This window comes from Paenibacillus sp. 102 (assembly GCF_039549175.1).
GTDB lineage: Bacteria > Bacillota > Bacilli > Bacillales > Bacillaceae_G > Bacillus_A.
The window spans coordinates 1-20,201 of record NZ_JBCGHT010000007.1; the positions used below are offsets into that span (position 1 = coordinate 1).

18 protein-coding genes and 1 pseudogene are annotated in these 20,201 nt (G+C 38.1%); 14 read left to right on the plus strand and 5 right to left on the minus strand.

Annotated elements, in window-relative coordinates; genetic code table 11:
* Positions 1 to 445: LPXTG cell wall anchor domain-containing protein (locus AAIE21_RS16525; RefSeq protein WP_343267765.1), on the plus strand; the 445-nt coding region annotated here is incomplete at its 5' end.
* A 418-nt stretch (positions 446 to 863) separates the two neighbouring features.
* Here AAIE21_RS16525 and AAIE21_RS16530 read toward each other — a convergent pair.
* On the minus strand, positions 864 to 2,264 hold the full coding sequence (locus AAIE21_RS16530) for a M28 family metallopeptidase (RefSeq protein ID WP_343267766.1): 1,401 nt from the start codon (positions 2,262 to 2,264) through the stop codon (positions 864 to 866).
* A gap of 440 nt (positions 2,265 to 2,704) precedes the next feature.
* Positions 2,705 to 3,451, minus strand: coding sequence for a type I methionyl aminopeptidase (map, locus tag AAIE21_RS16535; protein ID WP_343267767.1), 747 nt, complete (start codon positions 3,449 to 3,451; stop codon positions 2,705 to 2,707).
* Positions 3,452 to 3,670: 219 nt separating this feature from the next.
* Here map and AAIE21_RS16540 point away from each other — a divergent pair, with 219 nt between their 5' ends.
* The 4 genes from AAIE21_RS16540 to AAIE21_RS16555 are packed head-to-tail and all read left to right on the plus strand — an operon-like array spanning position 3,671 to position 7,034.
* Positions 3,671 to 4,573 carry an ABC transporter ATP-binding protein gene (locus AAIE21_RS16540; protein ID WP_343267768.1) on the plus strand — a complete coding sequence of 301 codons (903 nt, stop codon included), beginning with the start codon at positions 3,671 to 3,673 and terminating at the stop codon, positions 4,571 to 4,573.
* Positions 4,570 to 5,304: an ABC transporter permease gene (locus AAIE21_RS16545; protein ID WP_343267769.1), complete on the plus strand. Its 735-nt coding sequence runs from the start codon at positions 4,570 to 4,572 to the stop codon at positions 5,302 to 5,304. The genes AAIE21_RS16540 and AAIE21_RS16545 overlap by 4 nt, the downstream gene beginning before the upstream one ends.
* Positions 5,305 to 6,435, plus strand: coding sequence for a sensor histidine kinase (locus tag AAIE21_RS16550; RefSeq protein WP_343267770.1), 1,131 nt, complete (start codon positions 5,305 to 5,307; stop codon positions 6,433 to 6,435).
* Complete coding sequence (locus tag AAIE21_RS16555; RefSeq protein ID WP_343267771.1) at positions 6,432 to 7,034, plus strand: response regulator transcription factor; 603 nt, start codon at positions 6,432 to 6,434, stop codon at positions 7,032 to 7,034. The genes AAIE21_RS16550 and AAIE21_RS16555 overlap by 4 nt, the downstream gene beginning before the upstream one ends.
* Positions 7,035 to 7,042: 8 nt before the next feature.
* Here AAIE21_RS16555 and AAIE21_RS16560 read toward each other — a convergent pair whose 3' ends face one another.
* Positions 7,043 to 7,330 carry a hypothetical protein gene (locus AAIE21_RS16560; protein ID WP_343267772.1) on the minus strand — a complete coding sequence of 96 codons (288 nt, stop codon included), beginning with the start codon at positions 7,328 to 7,330 and terminating at the stop codon, positions 7,043 to 7,045.
* Between the two features lie 414 nt (positions 7,331 to 7,744).
* Here AAIE21_RS16560 and AAIE21_RS16565 point away from each other — a divergent pair, with 414 nt between their 5' ends.
* Positions 7,745 to 8,635 (plus strand): helix-turn-helix domain-containing protein, encoded by an 891-nt coding sequence (locus AAIE21_RS16565; RefSeq protein ID WP_343267773.1) that lies wholly within the window; start codon positions 7,745 to 7,747, stop codon positions 8,633 to 8,635.
* A gap of 265 nt (positions 8,636 to 8,900) precedes the next feature.
* Positions 8,901 to 9,038 (plus strand): quorum-sensing peptide PapR, encoded by a 138-nt coding sequence (locus AAIE21_RS16570; protein WP_018764909.1) that lies wholly within the window; start codon positions 8,901 to 8,903, stop codon positions 9,036 to 9,038.
* A gap of 177 nt (positions 9,039 to 9,215) precedes the next feature.
* Here the strand turns inward: AAIE21_RS16570 and uvsE are convergent, their stop codons facing one another.
* A complete protein-coding gene (gene uvsE / locus AAIE21_RS16575) occupies positions 9,216 to 10,169 on the minus strand; it encodes a UV DNA damage repair endonuclease UvsE (RefSeq protein WP_343267774.1) in 954 nt (317 codons plus the stop codon).
* A gap of 32 nt (positions 10,170 to 10,201) precedes the next feature.
* Positions 10,202 to 11,395, minus strand: coding sequence for a cardiolipin synthase (gene cls / locus AAIE21_RS16580; protein ID WP_343267775.1), 1,194 nt, complete (start codon positions 11,393 to 11,395; stop codon positions 10,202 to 10,204).
* Positions 11,396 to 11,649: 254 nt separating this feature from the next.
* Here cls and AAIE21_RS16585 point away from each other — a divergent pair, with 254 nt between their 5' ends.
* The 7 genes and pseudogenes from AAIE21_RS16585 (at position 11,650) to rpoE (ending at position 19,998) form a co-directional block, all read left to right on the plus strand.
* Positions 11,650 to 13,755 carry a (Fe-S)-binding protein gene (locus AAIE21_RS16585; RefSeq protein ID WP_343267776.1) on the plus strand — a complete coding sequence of 702 codons (2,106 nt, stop codon included), beginning with the start codon at positions 11,650 to 11,652 and terminating at the stop codon, positions 13,753 to 13,755.
* Positions 13,756 to 13,764: 9 nt separating this feature from the next.
* Positions 13,765 to 15,049: pseudogene (locus AAIE21_RS16590) on the plus strand (acetyl-CoA C-acetyltransferase).
* A 19-nt stretch (positions 15,050 to 15,068) separates the two neighbouring features.
* Positions 15,069 to 15,920 (plus strand): 3-hydroxybutyryl-CoA dehydrogenase, encoded by an 852-nt coding sequence (locus tag AAIE21_RS16595; protein ID WP_343267777.1) that lies wholly within the window; start codon positions 15,069 to 15,071, stop codon positions 15,918 to 15,920.
* 93 nt (positions 15,921 to 16,013) lie between these two features.
* Positions 16,014 to 17,144 (plus strand): acyl-CoA dehydrogenase, encoded by a 1,131-nt coding sequence (locus tag AAIE21_RS16600; protein WP_343267778.1) that lies wholly within the window; start codon positions 16,014 to 16,016, stop codon positions 17,142 to 17,144.
* Between the two features lie 26 nt (positions 17,145 to 17,170).
* Complete coding sequence (gene acdA, locus AAIE21_RS16605) at positions 17,171 to 18,310, plus strand: acyl-CoA dehydrogenase AcdA (RefSeq protein WP_343267779.1); 1,140 nt, start codon at positions 17,171 to 17,173, stop codon at positions 18,308 to 18,310.
* A gap of 63 nt (positions 18,311 to 18,373) precedes the next feature.
* Positions 18,374 to 19,003, plus strand: a complete 630-nt coding sequence (locus tag AAIE21_RS16610; RefSeq protein WP_097833926.1) for a TetR/AcrR family transcriptional regulator — start codon at positions 18,374 to 18,376, stop codon at positions 19,001 to 19,003.
* A 464-nt stretch (positions 19,004 to 19,467) separates the two neighbouring features.
* Positions 19,468 to 19,998: a DNA-directed RNA polymerase subunit delta gene (gene rpoE, locus AAIE21_RS16615; protein ID WP_343267780.1), complete on the plus strand. Its 531-nt coding sequence runs from the start codon at positions 19,468 to 19,470 to the stop codon at positions 19,996 to 19,998.
* Positions 19,999 to 20,201 lie beyond the last annotated feature (203 nt).

Genomic DNA, 20,201 nt, shown 5'->3' on the forward strand with positions numbered 1-20,201 from the left:
AGATCCAAAAGATCCAAGTACAGATCCAAAAGATCCAAGTACAGATCCAAAAGATCCAAGTACAGATCCAAAAGATCCAAGTACAGATCCAAAAGATCCAAGTACAGATCCAAAAGATCCAAGTACAGATCCAAAAGATCCAAGTACAGATCCAAAAGATCCAAGTACAGATCCAAAAGATCCAAGTACAGATCCAAAAGATCCAAGTACAGATCCAAAAGATCCAAGTACAGATCCAAAAGATCCAAGTACAAATCCAAAAGATCCAAGTACAAATCCAAACACAAATGACGATTCAAAAGTTCCACCTACTGAAGAAAATGATAAGCCGACATCAATGCTTCCTAATACAGGAGGAACATCAGCAGAAATGATTTCAATCGTTGCAGGTATGATATTATTCGTTTTAGGTGGAATTCTATTCACTCGACAACGAATAAAGTAATAAAAAAGCTTTAGATTATTGATTACACTGTAATCTGAGTAGCAGACAAATTAAAAAATTACTATTGATATTACTCCCTTTAGGTAGATATTCAAAAAAATTCACGATAAAGTGAAGGGAAGAATGCAACCTGAAGGGGGTTTTTCTATGACGAAATTAGAAATAGTATTTTGTAAAGCTTTGTTCTTGGATGGTTGCAGCAGTAGCTCCTGTCCAGCAAAAGTTAATACACCTGCAAGAATTGTCTTTTTATAATAGAAATGCCTTCTTATCAAGTATAATCATTATTTTTATATTTAGTTATTGTTATATTTAGTATTATACATGATAATACCTTGAAATAAATATGCTTTTATGCATATTTATTTTTTTTTCAACAAAAAAGCCACCATTTTGGAGTGGGTGGCTTTAGTGATAATTAAGCTGCTTTTTCCTCTGTTTGTACAACTGGTTTTTGAAGAACATCATAAACACCAGTACCAATGACATCTAACGCCATTTTCATACGCTCAGGTGAAATGTTTTCTAGAACATTATCTTGCGGCGTGTGGTATACCTTTTCAATATGATAGATAAGTGGATTCCAGCTATCTACTCCCATCCAAATGAATAGAGCTGCAGGGATGCCAGCATAAGCAAATGGTACATGGTCACTAGAACCGAATTTCCCTTGAAGAACAAGATCATTATTTAATTGTTTAGCAGCATTTAATGTAGCATCCGTTACAAGATTTGTAGAACCATCTGGTGTCATTGCATATAGGTTTTTTGCTTTATCATAGTTTGTCGCAACCATATCAGCATTGAACACGCCTAAAATACGATCGCGTTCTTTTTGTGATAAGTTATCAACATAGTGCTCCGAGCCAATTAGTCCCATTTCTTCTGATCCAAAAGCAATAAACCGAATTTCTTTGTCAGTTTCTACATTTTGAAATGCGCGAGCTAATTCTAAAACTAACCCTGTTCCAGAGGCGTTATCATTTGCACCTGGTGCCCCAGCGACGCTGTCATAGTGGGAACTTATGATAACAGCTTTTTCATTTCCAGTGCTGTTTTTCGGTTTCTTTTTCGCGATAACGTTTAGTGATTGTAAGTTTGATTCATGTCGTGCTTTTAAAGAAAGAATTGTGTCTCCTTTTTTTGCTAATTCTTCCTTGAAGGCATTTCCTTGTGCATAAGCAAGGCCAAATACAGGGATTGACTGTTTTTTCGTTAATCTTGGATTGAACGTTTGTCCATAGTTGCCACGACCACCAATTAAACTATATAAAAGGACGCCTTTTGCACCTTTTGCAACGGCATTTTCTACTTGTTTGTTGTAATCTGCTACTGTTGCACCTCTTTCAAATAAGACAATTTTCCCATTAACTTCATTTGGAATTTCGTCTAACTTTGTCCCATTTGGCACAAAAATGAGGGAGGCCGTAACTGCTTCAGTTGAAATAAGAGAATTTGGAGCAGCACCTGTTTGCCAATTTCGTGATTTGGACAGCGGTGATTCAATGAATCCCACATATTGATCAGGTACAGCAAATGGTTGATATTCTACTTCATATCCCATTGACTGTAATTTCATTCCGACGTAACGAGAAGCCCATTTTTCTGATTGTGTTCCACCAGGGCGTGGGCCGATGGTTTCTGATAAAAAGCGGATATGTTCGATTGCGCGATTCGCATCAACTTGCTTTGTAATAGATGGAGTTTTGATAGTTTCTGATGGAGAATCAGCTTTAGCTTGTCCAATTGGAGCTAAGCTGATAGCGAGTGTCGCAGCGAGCAAAGAGCTTACTATTTTTTGTTTCAATGTTCTCTTCATATGTTCCTCTCCCATTCTTCTATTCTATCTGACTGACAAAAGAAGACGGATAACGACTATATTCTATCTATTATTTTTTGTATTTTCAATTAATTTAAGTTGAGAAATAAAAGTGAGAATAATTTGTATATGCGTATTTACATATTTTTAGAGGAGGTGTATATGCTATTATTTGAAAAGAAGGTTCGCTTTCTTGTTTGAAAGCCCCTAAAATGCATGTCTAGTGTACCCAAACTTTAGATTGTGTAGAGAAACAGAAATTCAGGGTGGGATTTCTGTTTTTCGTGCTTGAACCTTTGAACTATGGTAATCATGTGCCACATTTCATGATTACCATCAGTAAATATGTAAGGCATCCATATGCGAAGAGGAGAAATCAATGCTGATTTCTCTTCTTTTTTTGTATGGAAAAAGGAATGCCATCTGCATTCCTTTTCTTTTTATAGTTCAGTTAAAATAATTGGTTCACCGCGTGTTACGACAACTGTATGTTCACATTGTGCAACAAGGCTTTTATCTGGTGTTACAAATGTCCAGCCATCATCACCGCGTTCGATAATGTGGTCGGCCTTCATAGAAATGAAAGGTTCTACAGCGATAACAAGACCGTCTTTTAACAGCGCATTATCCATTGGATCGTAGTAGCTTAAAATATGGTTTGGTGCTTCATGTAAGCTAAGCCCAATGCCATGTCCTGTTAAGTTTTGGATGACTGCATAGCCATTTTTATGTGCAAAATTGGAAACCGCACGACCGATTTGATTTTGTTTTGAACCAGCCTTTACTTTTTTCATTGCTGCCCAAAATGCGTCTACTGCAGCTTGACAAAGCTTTTCTTTTTCTTCATCTTGCCCAAGAACAAAAGAAATACCTGTATCTGCATAGTAACCGTCAAGTGCCGCAGATACATCCACATTTACTAAGTCGCCTTCTTTTAATACTTGATCTTTTGGTATACCGTGGGCAACTTCTTCATTTACACTAATACAAGTAAAGCCCGGGAAATCATATTCTTTTTCAGGTGCAGAAATGGCACCGTGCTCATCTAATACTTTTTTACCGATCAAATCAAGCTCTTTCGTTGTCATACCTGGCTTTGCTTGTTTTTTCATTTCTTCACGTGCAAGCGCAACAACGCGGCCGATTTTTCGTAAGCCTTCTAAATCTTGTTCATTACGAATAATCATAAAAAACCACTGTCCTTCCTCGATTGTAACTCTTATACGATTGTATCATGTTTGTTTTTGTCCTGCTACTTGCGTGCGGTCAGAGGCTTTTTTGCATGCCCTGACGGGTCTCATAGGAATTTTATGACAATTGTCATATTCATGTCATGACGTATTTTACTGTTTTCCAAGTCTTCCAATTTATACAATGTAAATATAAGGAATGACGGAGGTGGAGAGATGAAAAAGGTTATTGAAGTAAATGATGTTTCGAAAACATTTAAACATAAAGAGGCAGTAAATAACGTTTCATTTCATGTAGAGGAAGGAGAAATTGTTGCACTGCTTGGACCAAATGGTGCAGGAAAAACAACGGCGATTTCGATGATGCTAGGATTAAAAGATCCATCAGAAGGAAGTATTTCTATATTTGGAAAGAGTCCAAAACATCGAGATGTTCGCAATCGCCTTGGCGCAATGTTACAGGAAGTGAGCGTAATTGATAGTATATCAGTTGGAGAGGCAATTGATTTGTTTCGTAGTTATTATACGAATCCGGTTGCAAAAGAAACGTTGCTTCAGTTATCAAACTTAGGATCAGAAATAAAGCAACGATGTGAAAAATTATCAGGTGGTCAGAAAAGACGTTTAAACTTCGCACTCGCACTTGCTGGAAACCCGGATTTATTATTTTTAGATGAACCAACTGTAGGAATGGATATTACATCTAGAAAGACCTTCTGGGAAACGATTCGAAAGTTAGCAAGTGAAGGGAAAACGATTATTTTAACAACGCATTATTTAGAAGAAGCTAATGCGCTAGCAGATCGCATTTTATTATTTGCAAACGGGAAAATCATTGCAGATGGTACGCCGGATGAAATGAAAGCAACAATTTCGCAAAAAACAATTTCGTTTTATGCAAAAGAAGATATTCCTATTGGTTTGCTGAAGGAATTACCACATGTAACGGGAGTAAAGTTCCATGATGAGCGTACGATTTTAACAACAGATGATACGGATGCTACGTTGCAAGCAATTTATCAAAAGAGCTTACCTGTTACAGATATTTCAGTTGAACGAGGAAGTCTTGATGAAGCGTTTGAACAGTTTGTTGCAAATCAAAAGGAGGGAATCGCATGAAAGCATTATGGATGCAATGCAAAATAGAGATTTTACGTACATTTCGCAATAAATTATTTATCTTTTTCTCATTATTAATGCCAGTTCTGTTTTATTACATTTTTACAAACGTGATTCAGGTACCGCAAAACGGAGATGCTTGGAAAGCACATTATTTAATTTCGATGGCGACTTTCAGTATTGTAGGAACAGCGCTCTTTAGTTTTGGTGTGAGACTTTCTCAAGAAAAAGGGCAAGGATGGACACATCTTTTAAAAATTACACCACTTCCAGAGGGTGCATATTTAACGGCTAAAATTATTTCTCAAACGGTGGTAAATGCTTTTTCAATACTTGTGATCTTTATTGCAGGGATATTAATTAATGACGTATCGTTAACAGTTGGGCAATGGATTGGTGCAGGATTGTGGCTATTATTAGGTGTTACACCATTTTTAGCATTAGGAACGGTTATTGGTTCCATTAAGAAAGCAGACGCAGCTGCAGGGCTTGCTAACATTTTAAATATGAGTTTAGCAGTATTAGGTGGTTTATGGATGCCAATTGAAGTCTTTCCCACGGTGCTAAGAACAATTGGGGAATGGACACCGACATATCATTTTGGAAGCGGTGCATGGGATATTGTAGCTGGTAAATCTATAGGCTGGGAGAATGTCTCGATTTTAGGAGGTTATTTCCTTATATTTGTTGTAATATCAATATATATAAGAAAACGACAGGAAGCGGTATAAATGATTGAGAAGAAGCAGTTTGAACTTTTTCCGAAACATATGGGTTTTTTCCCGTATATATGGTTTGTATATTTAGCATTTCCAATTTACAATTTAACGCAAGAGTCAGGATGGAAACTTCTAATAGGAGTCGGTATGCTACTGGTTTTTATTATTGCATATCGTCAGCTTTATTTTGTAGGAAGGACATTTATTTTATGGGCATGCATTGAAATGTTAATCACGCTTATATTTGGGATATTTTATAATCCATACCTCATTTTATTGGGATTCTTTGCAGCGAATGCAATTGGATTTGCACCAACAAAAAAATCATTTCGTCTTTTACTTTCTTTGTTGATTATGATGCTTGTAATTTTTATTGCAGTATACATGCATAATTTAACCCTTAAATCTATCTTAGGGGCAGCTCCGATGTGGATTTTAATGCTGATTACTCCGTTTGCTATGCGGAATTTCAATCAAAAAAAGAGATTAAAACATCAGTTAAGTCAAGCAAATGAACAAATTAAAGATTTAGTAAAACGAGAAGAACGTCAGCGAATTGCAAGGGATCTTCATGATACGCTAGGACACACATTATCTCTTATTACTCTAAAAAGTCAGCTTGTTGAGAAGTTGATTGTGAAAAATCCAGAGCGTGCAAGTATAGAGGCGAAGGAAATTACGCAAACATCGCGTACGGCTTTAAAGCAGCTTAGGGAATTAATTTCTGATATGCGGATGATTACAGTTGAAGAAGAGCTTGAGCAAATAAAGGCGATTCTGCAAGCTGCTAATATTTCACTAGAGGTAGAGCAGAAAGCAAGTTCTGATGTATTATCACCACTTGAGCAAAATATTTTAGGGATGTGTTTGCGAGAAGCGGTAACAAATGTTGTAAAGCATAGTCAGGCGAGAGCGTGCACGGTTTCTTTATTTGAAACGCAAGGGGAACTCATTTTGCAGGTGAAAGATGATGGAGTGGGATTACAAGGACAAAGTAAGGATGGAAACGGCATCTTAGGTATGAGAGAACGGCTCACGCTTATTGATGGAGCACTTGAACTAGATAAAATACATCCTGGGACGATGTTAACAGTGAAAGTTCCAATTGTAATTAGAACAGGAAAAGATGAGGTGAGAGCATGATTCGAATTATTATTGCAGAGGATCAACGAATGCTTCGCGGAGCGCTAGGAGCCCTTCTTGATTTAGAAGACGATATTGAAGTGGTTGGGCAAGCGGAAAATGGAGAAGAAGCTTTAAAATTAATTGAAAAACTGCAGCCAGATGTCAGTATTATGGATATTGAAATGCCGATTCAAAGCGGATTGGATGTTGCTGAAATCTTGCAGAAAAAGAAATCATCCTGCAAGGTAATGATTTTAACAACATTTGCACGTCCTGGTTATTTTGAAAGAGCGATGAAAGCTGGGGTTCATGGATATTTATTAAAGGATAGCCCTAGTGAAGATTTAGCAGCTGCAATTCGTAATGTGATGCAGGGTAAGAGAGAAATTTCCCCTGAATTGATGTTTGGACTATGGCAAGAGCAAAATCCATTATCAGACCGTGAGAAAGAAGTGCTTCAATTGGCGAAAGAAGGGAAAACAGCAAATGAAATTGCGAAGGCTCTTTATCTTTCTCCTGGTACAGTACGCAATTATATTTCAGAAGTACTAACGAAATTAAATGCTAAAAATAGAATTGAAGCCATTTCGATTGCAGAAGAAAAGGGATGGATATAAAAAGATGTTTACCAGTTATAGTGGTAAACATCTTTTTTATTCTTTTTTTGAATCTCTATCACTAGAATGTAAAGTGTATGACATAATATAGATTTTACTTCATTTTTCGACAAAAAATTTGTTATAGTAAGATTAGGTAGCTGTGCTAGATTTTGGGCAACTTTATCACTAACTGTCTTAATTACCCCATGTTTATCTACTTGAGCAATGATGTCTTGGTCATATATTTCATCATTTTTATATGATTGGGAAAGACATACTTCGGTTTGATTTTCTTGTAGGTTGAAATTCAACATCTTTTCAGTGGTAACTTGTTTTTGTTACGCGTTAACCTCTTGTACTTCATCTTTTAAGTATTTTTAGCAATATTTCCTATTGTTACGTTTTGTGGTTCAGTTTATTTACTAATTATCAAACTAGGTTGAGTAACTTCAATATTCACTTCATTGTTATCAATTTTTGGAGCATGATAATTGCTGCTACATGATAAGGGATAGAATAGAACAGAAGTAAGGAATATACTAACAACTTTTTATATCATTTATCTCTAACATTTGGAGTCTAGTATTTGTATAAGATGATTTATAAGAAAAGTGTGCTAAATGATATATATTATGCAATATTTCATGTCTAAAAGTGTCGAAAAACTATTATTGTAGTGGTATGACAACTTGAAAAGTTAGATTTCTGTAATGGGATGGTGAGCTATTATGCACGCAGAAAAGCTGGGAGCCGAAATAAAGAAAATTAGAATGTTAAGAGGTTTAACACAAAAGCAGTTGTCTGAGAATATATGTCATCAATCAGAAGTAAGCAGGATTGAGTCAGGAGCGGTATATCCAAGTATGGATATACTGCAAGGGATTGCAGCAAAGCTAAGGGTTCCCATTATTCATTTTTATGAGGTTCTTATTTATTCTGACCTCGAAAGAAAGAAAAAGTTTAAGAATCAAATTCAATTATTGTGTAAGAAGAAGCAGTATGATGAAATTCATAAAATTGTTTCAGAGGAGTTAAAGAAAGAAGAATGTCATCCTGAATTTAAGCAATTTCTTCTATGGTATTATTATTTATCTTCTTATGCTTTAAAGAAAGTTAATTTTGAATACTGCATCTCAGAGCTGAAAAATATAATCCATCGGCAATATGGTGGGGTAGATGTGTTTCAAAATTTATATATCGAAAATTCGATTGCTATTATTTATGCAGAAAATAACCATTTAGAAAAAGCTATTACATTATTTCAAGATATTTTACAACAGCTGGAGTCATTGCATAGTGATCAAGATTTTGTTGTTAAGGTTCGATATAATTATTCTAAGTCTTTATATTTAAATGACGAATATGAAAAATCGCTTCAGCAAGTAGACAAAGCAATTGAAACGTCGCGACTTATTGGGAGTATGAAGCTTCTTGGGCAACTGTACTATCAAAAGGGAGAGTGCTTAGAGAAATTAATTTATCCGCCAAGTGAAATTACAATTGTTTATGAAAAGGCTTTATTATTTTTTGATTTACTAGATTTACATTCTCACAAAGAGATATTATTAGCAGAAAAGGGATTAACTGATCGTAATGAACAGACAATATTCTCTAGCTAATTAAATTTATCCCGCTATTCGTGGGCAGTAATTCCCCACTTCAAGATTAAGAGAGAAAAGAGAAAGGTAGGTGGAGGCTAACTGCCCGTAAAAGCCCAATCGGTGAGGGCTAACAATCAGTGTGGAATGAAGATTACTCCCACTGATGGAAGTTTCATTCTATATTTTTAAGTAATGAAACCATAAGAGAATATGCATAATTGCATTTTTTAAAGAAATTATTTCATGATATATTTAAAGAAAATAGAGCATAGGGTGATGAGTGATGAAAAAAATTCTTGCATACGGTTTAATGGCAATGGCAATGCTAGCTGGTGTTGCATTCGGAGTGAGTCAAGATCACGCATTAACAAATCAACAGGAACAAGTACAATTAGCTGCAGGTTTGCCATTTGAACATTAAGATAAAAAAGAACCCAAGTGAGGGTTCTTTATTTTTGTTAGGGATAAAAGTGTTAGATAACTCAAAGCTCTTGAATGTAGTCAAAGGTTCAGGTATGTAAGAATGACTATTATTTCTTGGCCTTAACACCTTCGGCAATCACACCGAAGAGAAGAGAATCTTGAAACAGCGTTACGATTACCATTGTAGCGTTGCACCGCTTATTCGTCTCACTCCTCTTATAGAAGCAAGTTCATCTACTAACTGGAAAAGTGCTAAATCTTTTTGTTTACTCTCAATCATAATGTCAAAATCTTGATTTACTGCTTTGGCAATGTGCAAAAAGGGTTTTATAAATGCAGCATCAATATAGTCAGCGTGAGCTCTGAATTCCTTTGCTGACTTCGGTGAAGAAATATGGACTTTAGGAATTGTATTTGTATGATTCCACGTTTTAAAAATGGCTGGTAATAGACCATCTAACGGTTCATCGCAAGGATTTGCTATGTGATGATGATAATCAAAGACGAAGGGGATTCTTTCTTTCCGGCAAATAGCTAATGTTTCAGAAGCTGTATATGTTTTATCGTCATTTTCAAGGGTCATTTGCTGCTTGATATGTGACGGAAGCTTTTTTATGTTCTCATGAAAGCGTAGGATAGCTTTTTCTTTGTTCCCATATGCGCCTCCGACATGAATATTAATATAGGAAGTATTCGCCAATCCCATTGCGTCTAATACGTTATAGTGATATGTCATATCTAGAACAGCATTGTCTGTAATATGAGGTTTTTCACTTGTGAACAATGTGAACTGATTTGGATGAAAGCTCACCCGTAAATTATGCTCTCGAATTAATTCCCCCATCTTATGCCAAAATGGTGCGAATATATGGATATAATCAAAATCGACTTCAGGATGAGTTGCTAGCGGAACGATAGAAGATGATAATCGGTATAATGGAATTTCATGTGCGATATTGTAATGAAGGATACGTAATGTATGCATAAGGTTTTGCATTGTAATGTTAGATAATTTTTCTTCTCGTTCTTGTTTTTCTAGCTTGCTCCACGTTGTAAACGTCATTGTTTTTGCAGGAGAACAGTCCCACAAAGAGGTTGCATGTGAGACATATCCAAAGCGTATGATCATGTATGAAACACCTCGTTAATTTGTAAATTGTTCTATAAGAAAAACGCTAGCAATGTTCCAACCCATTCCTTTCCTCTATCGATAAAAGAGAGGGAGGAAACGTCTTTCCACGTAAGCAATGTAGATCCTCCTATATCTTTGCTAATTTGCACTTTAATTTCTTTTATAAAATCCTGATTATATAGGAGACAATTTATTTCGTGATTGATATATAAACTTCTCATGTCAACATTAGCTGTTCCAATATCACAAGTATGGTCATCTACCATAATAATTTTTGCGTGAAAAAACCCTTGCTGAAATTCATAAATGTTACAACCCGCCTTCATTAGCTTCCGACAATATGGTAATTTAGCCTCTCGAACGAGTGGATGATCTGCCTTTTTCGGAACGAGAATTGTGATGCGAACCCCTCGCTTTTTCGCTTGTAATAATGCATCCATTACTATTTTACCCGGAATAAAATAGGGTGTGCCAATATAGAGTTCTTCTTTTGCACTTTCAATAAGCGCTACAAATGTTTCCTGTAAATAAGCACCGTCTGTTGGAATAAAGCGATGTAGAATAGGTCCTGAGGGCTGTTTAGGAAAAAAAATTGCTTCTTCTAGTAAATCTTCATTCGTATCATCGTGCCAATCATGTAAAAACTGAGTTTGTAAATCTTGCACTCCTTCTCCGGTTAGGCGCAAATGATAATCGCGCCACAAGCCTAGCTCAGGATTGTGTCCTAAATATTCTTCTCCGATGTTGAAGCCTCCAATATAGCCACTCTTCCCATCAATAATTGTAATTTTTCTATGATTTCTTTGATTTGCAGAAAAAAAGAGAAACGGGAATTTAAATTTATGACAAAATGAAAAAGAAACACCGTGTTTTTGTAATGAGCGAATAACCCCCTTAGGCAATTGGTGACTCCCTATGCGATCAAGAAGGAGCCGTACTTGGACTCCTTGTTTTGCTTTGTCGATAAGTAACTGTAAAAATTCGTGACTCACTTTATCATTTTTAACAATAAAAAATAAAACATGAATGTGGTGCTGAGCCTCCTTAATATCAGTAAATAAATCGTCATATAAGGCTGTCCCGTATGTATAAAGTTTGAAGTTGCTCTGCCGCAAAGGAAACGAGCGCGGCTTTATGCGCTTTAAATGAAGCTTTCTTCCATATGAAAGGTCTATGGTGACCCATAGGGCAAAACATATTAGTAAGAGAGATAAGAAGATCATTGCCGATCTCCCTCCTTCGTATTCATTTTTACCTTGCCACTTACGGGCAATAAGACCTCTACTGTTTAAAATTTCACTTTATATTTTTACCTAAATAAACAGCTTTATGAAAAAATGTGTTGTTGTATAACAAAAAACTGTTGACTGAATGCTCACTCATTATATAATGGGAATAGGGGATATAATTCAGAAAATTATTTATTTTCGAAGATTCTAAAAGAAAGAGGGCTTACAAAGAGAGGGGTAGCATAAAAATGAATAGCTTACTGATTATTAATTGGCTGGCTTCTATTGCTGTTATTGTTTATGCGGGATATTTGTTTGTATATCTTATACGAACGAGGATGACCTACATACAATTAGGAAAAAAAGTAGAATTTGACCGCCGCTTTAAAGAACGATGGGATCTTCTGAAGGTCAACGTTTTCGGCCAAAAAAAATTGCTGAAAGATAAAAAAAGCGGCATCATGCACGTTATGTTTTTTTACGGATTTATTCTTGTCCAATTTGGAGCAATTGACTTCGTTTGGAAAGGACTAGCACCAGGATCACATCTTCCACTTGGACCACTATACCCTGCATTTACATTCTTCCAGGAAATTGTCACACTAATGATTTTAATCGCAGTTTTTTGGGCTTTTCATAGAAGATACGTTGAAAAGCTTGTTCGTTTAAAACGTAATTTCAAATCCGGCCTTGTTCTTATCTTTATCGGAGGCTTAATGCTTTCTGTACTACTTGGTAACGGTATGGGCATTATATGGCACGGTGAAGAACTTTCATGGAGTGAACCTATTGCTTCTGGAATCGCTTACGTTTTCTCGGGAATAAATGAAACCGTAGCCATTTCTGTGTTCTATTTCTCTTGGTGGGTGCATCTACTTATTTTGTTAACGTTTTTAGTTTATGTACCACAGTCAAAACATGCACATTTAATTGCCGGACCAGTTAATGTATTCTTTACTCGTCTTTCTAATCCAGGAAAACTTGAAAAAATTGACTTTGAAGATGAAACACAAGAAACATTTGGTGTTGGAAAAATTGAAGACTTTAGACAAACGCAGCTCATTGATTTATACGCTTGTGTAGAATGCGGCCGCTGTACAAGTATGTGCCCGGCAACAGGGACGGGCAAAATGTTGTCGCCAATGGATTTAATTATAAAGCTTCGCGATCATTTAACAGATAAGGGGGCAGCGGTGACATCAAAGGTACCGTGGGTTCCGGCAGTTGCGTTTAACAATACGCAAGGAAATCAGTTAGCGATGGCGGCGGGGCAAGGGCAACAAGAATCGGCAGCGGCACTTGCTTATGATCCAAGTTTAATTGGGGACGTCATTACAGAAGAAGAAATTTGGGCATGTACAACGTGCCGTAACTGTGAAGATCAGTGCCCAGTTATGAATGAGCACGTTGATAAAATCATTGATTTACGCCGTTATCTTGTTTTAACAGAAGGAAAGATGGATGCAGAAGCGCAGCGTGCAATGACAAATATTGAACGCCAAGGGAATCCATGGGGACTGAATCGTAAAGAGCGTGAAACATGGCGCCAAGGAGATGATGAAGTAACGGTTCCGACTGTGAAGGAGAAAACAAAAGCTGGCGAAGAATTTGAATATTTATTCTGGGTTGGCTCTATGGGATCGTATGATAACCGCAGTCAGAAAATTGCGATATCATTTGCGAAGCTGATGAATAAAGCAGGCATATCATTTGCGATTCTTGGTAACAAAGAAAAGAACTCTGGAGATACGCCGCGCCGCCTCGGAAATGAATTCGTGTTCCAGGAGATGGCAACTAAAAATATTGAGGAGTTTGAAAAAGCAGGTGTGAAGAAAATCGTTACGATTGATCCGCATGCCTATAACACATTTAAAAATGAGTATCCAGACTTTGGCTTACAAGCAGAAGTCTATCACCATACAGAATTATTAGCACAGTGGGTGAAAGAAGGGCGATTAGAGCCAGTTCACAGTATTGAAGAAACGATTACGTATCATGATTCCTGTTATTTAGGAAGATATAACGAAGTATATGAAGCACCGCGCAATATTTTAAAAGCAATTCCAGGTGTAAAAGTTGTTGAAATGGAGCGTAACCGTGAAACGGGCATGTGCTGCGGCGCGGGCGGCGGGCTTATGTGGATGGAAGAAACGACAGGCTCGCGTATTAACGTTGCGCGTACAGAGCAAGCACTTGCAACGTCACCGTCAATCATTGGTACGGGGTGTCCGTATTGTTTAACGATGATTAGTGATGGTACGAAAGCAAAAGAGGTAGAGGAACAAGTTCAAACGCTTGATATAACAGAGATTTTAGAACGCTCTGTAATCGGGTCTAAGAAAGAAATTATGTAATACGTAAGAATCCATACAACTTTAGAAAGAGGTGCAAGATTTGCACCTCTTCTCAGCGTAAGAGTACCGAGCGGGCGCTCAGCGCCGAAAAAAAGAAATGGGGGAAATAAAAGTGGTAAGAACAGTTATTTTAAGTGCTGCAAGAACACCGGTTGGAAGGTTTGGAGGATCTTTAAAGGATGTTAAAGCGACGGAACTTGGAGGAATCGCGATTAAAGCTGCGCTTGAGCGAGCGAATGTTTCTAAGGATGATGTTGAAGAAGTTATATTTGGAGCGGTAGTTCAAGGAGGACAAGGGCAAATTCCTTCGCGACAAGCAGCAAGAGAAGCAGGGCTTCCTTGGGAAACTCGTACAGAAACAGTGAATAAAGTTTGTGCATCGGGGCTTCGCTCTGTGACGTTAGCGGACCAAATTATTCGCACTGGGGATCAAACGCTTATTGTAGCGGGCGGAATGGAATCTATGAGTAATAGCCCTTATATTTTACAAGGTGCACGCTGGGGATACCGGATGGGCCATAATCAAGTTGCCGATTTAAATGTAGTAGATGGCTTAACATGTTCATTTTCTGGCATACATATGGGCGTGTATGGCGGGGAAGTCGCGAAGGAGGACGGAATCTCTCGCGAAGCGCAGGATGAATGGGCGTATCGCAGTCATCAGCGCGCAGTAGCTGCGCAAAAAGAAGGAAGATTTGAAGAGGAAATCGTTCCTGTTTCAGTACCGCAACGAAAAGGAGATCCGATTGTTGTTACAAAAGATGAAGCACCGCGTGAAGATACAACAGTTGAAAAGTTAGCAAAGTTAAAACCTGTATTTGATCCGGAAGCAGCAGTAACAGCTGGGAATGCACCGGGATTAAATGACGGCGGCGCGGCGCTTGTATTAATGAGCGAGGATAGAGCGCAGCAAGAAGGAAGAAAACCGTTGGCAACAATTTTAGCGCATACAGCAATTGCGGTGGAATCGAAAGACTTTCCAAGAACGCCAGGTTATGCGATTAATGAGCTTTTGAAGAAAGCAGGTAAGACGGTGGATGAGATTGATTTATTCGAAATCAATGAAGCGTTCGCAGCAGTTGCGATTGCAAGTGCTAATATTGCAGGAATTGATCCGGAGAAAATTAACGTAAACGGTGGCGCGGTTGCGATGGGGCATCCAATTGGAGCGAGCGGGGCACGGATTATTGTAACGCTTATTCATGCACTAAAGCAGCGCGGCGGCGGAATTGGAATTGCATCGATTTGCAGCGGCGGTGGTCAAGGCGACGCAATTATGATTGAGGTTCACTAATAAAAAGGGGGAGAAAAAAATGAGTGTACAAAAAATAGTTGTAATCGGTGCGGGACAAATGGGTTCAGGTATTGCACAAGTATGTGCGATGGCAGGATATGATGTGTATATGCAAGACTTGAAACAAGGGCAATTAGATCGGGGATTATCCATTATTACAAAAAATTTAGCTAGACAAGTAGAAAAAGGGCGCATGGATGAAGAAGTTAAAGAATCGACTTTAAATCGTCTTACAGTAACGATTGAATTAGATTGTGTAAAAGAAGCGGATCTTGTCATTGAGGCAGCTGTTGAAAAAATGGATATTAAAAAGAAAATTTTCGCGAATTTAGATGAAATTGCACCAGAACATGCAATTTTGGCAACAAATACATCTTCTTTACCAATTACGGAAATCGCGGCGGTAACGAAAAGACCAGAGAAAGTAATTGGGATGCACTTTATGAATCCGGTTCCGGTTATGAAGCTTGTAGAAATCATCCGCGGACTTGTAACAGATGATGCGGTATACGAAACAATTGAAGATATTACAAAGAAAATTGGAAAAGTACCTGTTGAAGTAAATGACTTCCCTGGATTTGTTTCCAACCGTATTTTATTACCGATGATCAATGAAGCGATTTATACGTTATATGAAGGCGTAGCGACGAAAGAAGCGATCGATGAAGTGATGAAGCTCGGCATGAATCATCCAATGGGACCATTAACATTAGCAGATTTTATCGGTTTAGATACATGTTTATACATTATGGAAGTTCTGCACGAAGGATTAGGGGATAGTAAGTATCGCCCATGTCCATTATTACGTAAATATGTAAATGCTGGCTGGCTAGGAAGAAAAACAGGCCACGGCTTCTATGTGTACGAGTAGAAAGCAAGGATAGGTAGGTCTCCCTCTTTTTTATAAAGTAGTGGTCTTACCAGAAGGTTGAAAGAGGATATATAGCAAATGGAGGCGGGGCATATGAATTTTCATTTTACAGAAGAACAGCAAATGATGAGGAAAATGGTTCGAGATTTTGCACAGAAGGAAATTGCTCCCTTTGTTCCAGAGATGGAACAAGGGGTGTTTCCTAGAGCGATTTTGACGAAGATGGGTGAACTTGGACTCATGGGAATACCAGCACCAGCGAAATATGGTGGTGCAGAAATGGACTTCATTTCTTACATTTTAGCGATCGAAGAATTATCAAAGGTGAGTGCGACAATTGGTGTTATTTTGGCGGTACATACATCGGTTGGAACAAACCCTATTTTATATTTTGGAACAGAAGAACAAAAACAAAAATATGTTTCCAAACTAGCGACGGGTGAATATTTAGGGGCGTTTGCTTTAACGGAGCCGAATGCAGGTTCAGATGCAGGTAGTTTAAAATCAAGGGCTGTAAAGCAAGGTGACCATTATGTCATTAACGGATCAAAAGTGTTTATTACAAACGGCGGCGAGGCGGATACATATATCGTATTTGCTTCTACGAATCCAGATGCAGGGAAAAGCGGGATTTCCGCGTTTATTGTAGAGAAAGATACACCAGGTTTAATCGTTGGGAAAGACGAACATAAGATGGGACTGCTTGGCTCTCGTACAGTGCAATTAACATTTGAAGATATGAAGGTGCCAGCAGAAAACTTGCTTGGTGAAGAAGGACAAGGTTTTAAAGTAGCGATGGCGAATCTAGATGTCGGCCGTATTGGTATTGGGGCGCAGGCACTTGGAATCGCTGAGGCGGCGCTAGCATGTGCAGTGGATTATGCGAAGGAGCGTCAGCAATTTGGGAAGCCAATTGCTGCGCAGCAAGGGCTTGGTTTTAAACTAGCGGATATGGCTACGAGTGTAGAAGCTGCAAGGCTACTTGTATATAGAGCGGCATCGCTTAGAGCACAGGGACTTCCGTGCGGAAAGGAAGCATCTATTGCAAAGCTATTTGCTTCGAAAACAGCGGTGGATGTCGCAATTGAAGCGGTGCAAGTATTTGGTGGTTACGGTTATACGAAAGATTATCCAGTTGAGCGATTTTTCCGTGATGCAAAAATTTGTGAGATTTATGAAGGAACGAGTGAGATACAAAGGCTTGTTATTAGTCGTGCACTATAGAGGAACGAGAGCGGGGAGGAAGAAACATGCATTTTAAATTATCAGAAGAACATGAAATGATAAGGAAAATGGTTCGGGACTTTGCGAGAAATGAAGTAGCACCCACAGCTGCCGAGCGAGACGAAGAAGAACGATTTGACCGCGCTTTATTTGATCAAATGGCAGAGCTTGGCTTAACAGGAATTCCATGGCCTGAAGAATACGGTGGAATTGGAAGCGATTACTTAGCTTATGTGATTGCTGTAGAAGAGTTATCCCGTGTTTGTGCTTCTACAGGTGTTACATTATCTGCTCATACTTCACTTGCTGGTTGGCCTGTTTTTAAATTTGGAACAGAAGAGCAAAAGCAAAAGTTTTTACGCCCGATGGCGGAAGGAAAGAAAATTGGTGCATATGGCTTAACTGAACCAAGTTCTGGTTCAGATGCAGGCGGGATGAGAACGATAGCGAAGCGTGATGGCGATTACTACATTTTAAATGGTTCCAAGATTTTTATTACTAACGGTGGTATAGCTGATATTTATGTTGTCTTTGCATTGACTGATCCAGAATCAAAGCAGCGCGGTACAAGTGCATTCATTGTAGAAAGTGATGCACCAGGATTTTCAGTTGGTAAGAAAGAGAGCAAGCTTGGGATTCGCTCTTCACCAACAACAGAAATTATGTTTGAAGACTGCCGCATTCCTGCTGAGAACTTACTTGGTGAAGAAGGACAAGGGTTCAAAATTGCCATGCAAACACTAGACGGTGGACGTAACGGTATTGCTGCTCAGGCTGTTGGTATCGCACAAGGAGCTTTAGATGCTTCGGTAGAGTATGCGAGAGAAAGACATCAGTTTGGGAAGCCAATCGCGGCGCAGCAAGGAATTGGTTTTAAATTAGCAGATATGGCGACAAATGTAGAGGCATCGCGTCTATTAACATATCAAGCTGCTTGGCTAGAATCAGAAGGACTTCCATATGGAAAAGAATCAGCGATGTCGAAGGTATTTGCTGGGGATACAGCGATGAAAGTAACGACGGAAGCAGTGCAAGTATTTGGTGGATATGGGTATACAAAAGATTATCCAGTAGAACGATTCATGCGCGATGCAAAGATTACGCAAATTTATGAGGGAACACAAGAAATTCAAAGACTTGTAATTTCTCGTATGTTAACGAAATAAGAGAAAAAGCGTAGGGATTTTCCTACGCTTTTTCCTTCCAAATATTAGAGAGAGGTGAAGGGGATGGTTAAACACAATGTGCATGCGTCTGTAAAAGATGAGAAGTTAGTTGCACTAAGGCGGGAACAGATGATTAAAGGGGCTGTGCAGCTTTTTAAGCAAAAGGGATTTCCTCGTACAACGACGAGGGAAATTGCGAAAGCAGCCGGGTTTAGTATTGGGACGCTGTACGAATATATCCGTACGAAAGATGATGTTTTATATTTAGTATGTGATAGTATTTACGAACATGTAAAAGAGCGATTAGAAGAAGTAGTATGTACAGAGAAGGGCAGCATTGAAAGTTTAAGAATAGCCATTACGAACTATTTTAAAGTAATGGATGAGTTGCAAGAAGAAGTATTAATTATGTATCAAGAAGTTCGCTTTTTACCGAAAGAGTCTCTGCCGTATGTGCTAGAAAAAGAGTTTCAAATGGTGGGGATGTTTGAAAACATTTTAGAGCAATGCACGGAAAATGGTACATTTACATTAACGAAAAAGGAAATACAATTGCTGGCTCATAACATTTTCATCCAAGGACAAATGTGGGGATTTAGACGCTGGGCGTTGCAAAAGCTTTATACTTTAGAGGAATATACAGAGATGCAGATTAGGTATGTCTTACATGGGGCGCATATGCTTCCAAAATAAAAAGTTATATAAATATAAATTGAAAATAGATAGAAAACGATTCTTTTGGATGGGAGAGAGCGTCCAGCCATGCATAGAGGCGGTCAGTGCCCTTTTTCGCCCCATGCCGAGTGAAACCAGAAGGAGAAAAAGAGAGGAAATCTGTTTTTGTATTCATAGCCGTGACTTATATGTTGGAGATCAAAAATAGATGAAAACAACTTGAAAAACGAATGGAAAATCTAATTTTCAGGTGGAAGAGAGCATCCGGCCATGCATAGAAGCGGTCAGTGCCCTTTTTTGTCCCCATGCCGAGTGAATTTCTTAAATAATGGTCTATAATCATTTTTATCGATTGCTTATGAAAGTTTCCCGTTTTTTTTGTAGCATATTTGTTGGAGTTTTGTTTATAATGAATAGTATGGATTTTTTTAAACAGGCCGTTATATATAGGATTATATTTTAAGAAAGGAAGTGCCGCATAAGTGGATTTTAAGAAATATTCACCAGAAGAGCTAAAAGAATTATCCATGATTGAAGTTGTACATAGTGTTTTAGAGGATAAAAGACAGGCAACGTCATTCAATGATTTAGTTCAAGAAATCGCTCAAGTGCTGGGACTAACTCAAGAACAAGTTGCTGCGAAGATTGCGCAATTTTATACAGATTTAAATATCGATGGACGTTTCATCAATTTAGGAGAAAATCGTTGGGGCATACGCAGTTGGTACCCATACGAGCAAATTGATGAAGAAATCTTACCTCAGCCAAAGCCTAAGAAAAAACGTAAGGTTGAAGAGGAAGAAGATTTTGATGACTACATTGAAGAAGACGAAGACGACTTCGATAGTGAAGACGACAGCGATGACGATGACGATGACGATGTAGAAGATTTGGACGAGGTTCTTGAAGAAGACGATGATCTTGATGATTTAGATGATGACGATGATGAAGAAGAATTCGCTGACGAAGAACTTGAGTATGATGAAACAGAAAAAGAAGAGGAAGAACTGTAGTTCTTGACTTTTTATTATCGTCCATGTAGAATCATTTTTGGGCTCTTTAAAACAGGACGATAATACTTTTAAAGTGTAAATATAAAAGAAAATTGCTCCCTACTTATTACTTTTCGTGATGAGGGGAGCAATTTTCTTTTTTGTTTTTTGTTTAGAAAATAAAAAGAGTCTAACAATAAGATAGATACGGTGTTATCTACATA

Excerpts from the sequence above, each read along its gene's own strand:
- AAIE21_RS16570 (WP_018764909.1), top strand. The coding sequence starts at position 8,901 with ATGAAAAAAATTCTTGCATACGGTTTAATGGCAATGGCAATGCTAGCT.
- AAIE21_RS16555 (WP_343267771.1), top strand. The coding sequence starts at position 6,432 with ATGATTCGAATTATTATTGCAGAGGATCAACGAATGCTTCGCGGAGCG.
- AAIE21_RS16600 (WP_343267778.1), top strand. The coding sequence starts at position 16,014 with ATGAATTTTCATTTTACAGAAGAACAGCAAATGATGAGGAAAATGGTT.
- AAIE21_RS16595 (WP_343267777.1), top strand. The coding sequence starts at position 15,069 with ATGAGTGTACAAAAAATAGTTGTAATCGGTGCGGGACAAATGGGTTCA.
- AAIE21_RS16565 (WP_343267773.1), top strand. The coding sequence starts at position 7,745 with ATGCACGCAGAAAAGCTGGGAGCCGAAATAAAGAAAATTAGAATGTTA.
- AAIE21_RS16530 (WP_343267766.1), bottom strand. The coding sequence starts at position 2,264 with ATGAAGAGAACATTGAAACAAAAAATAGTAAGCTCTTTGCTCGCTGCG.
- AAIE21_RS16545 (WP_343267769.1), top strand. The coding sequence starts at position 4,570 with ATGAAAGCATTATGGATGCAATGCAAAATAGAGATTTTACGTACATTT.
- acdA (WP_343267779.1), top strand. The coding sequence starts at position 17,171 with ATGCATTTTAAATTATCAGAAGAACATGAAATGATAAGGAAAATGGTT.
- AAIE21_RS16540 (WP_343267768.1), top strand. The coding sequence starts at position 3,671 with ATGAAAAAGGTTATTGAAGTAAATGATGTTTCGAAAACATTTAAACAT.
- uvsE (WP_343267774.1), bottom strand. The coding sequence starts at position 10,169 with ATGATCATACGCTTTGGATATGTCTCACATGCAACCTCTTTGTGGGAC.
- AAIE21_RS16585 (WP_343267776.1), top strand. The coding sequence starts at position 11,650 with ATGAATAGCTTACTGATTATTAATTGGCTGGCTTCTATTGCTGTTATT.
- AAIE21_RS16550 (WP_343267770.1), top strand. The coding sequence starts at position 5,305 with ATGATTGAGAAGAAGCAGTTTGAACTTTTTCCGAAACATATGGGTTTT.
- map (WP_343267767.1), bottom strand. The coding sequence starts at position 3,451 with ATGATTATTCGTAATGAACAAGATTTAGAAGGCTTACGAAAAATCGGC.
- AAIE21_RS16610 (WP_097833926.1), top strand. The coding sequence starts at position 18,374 with ATGGTTAAACACAATGTGCATGCGTCTGTAAAAGATGAGAAGTTAGTT.
- AAIE21_RS16560 (WP_343267772.1), bottom strand. The coding sequence starts at position 7,330 with ATGTTGAATTTCAACCTACAAGAAAATCAAACCGAAGTATGTCTTTCC.
- cls (WP_343267775.1), bottom strand. The coding sequence starts at position 11,395 with ATGATCTTCTTATCTCTCTTACTAATATGTTTTGCCCTATGGGTCACC.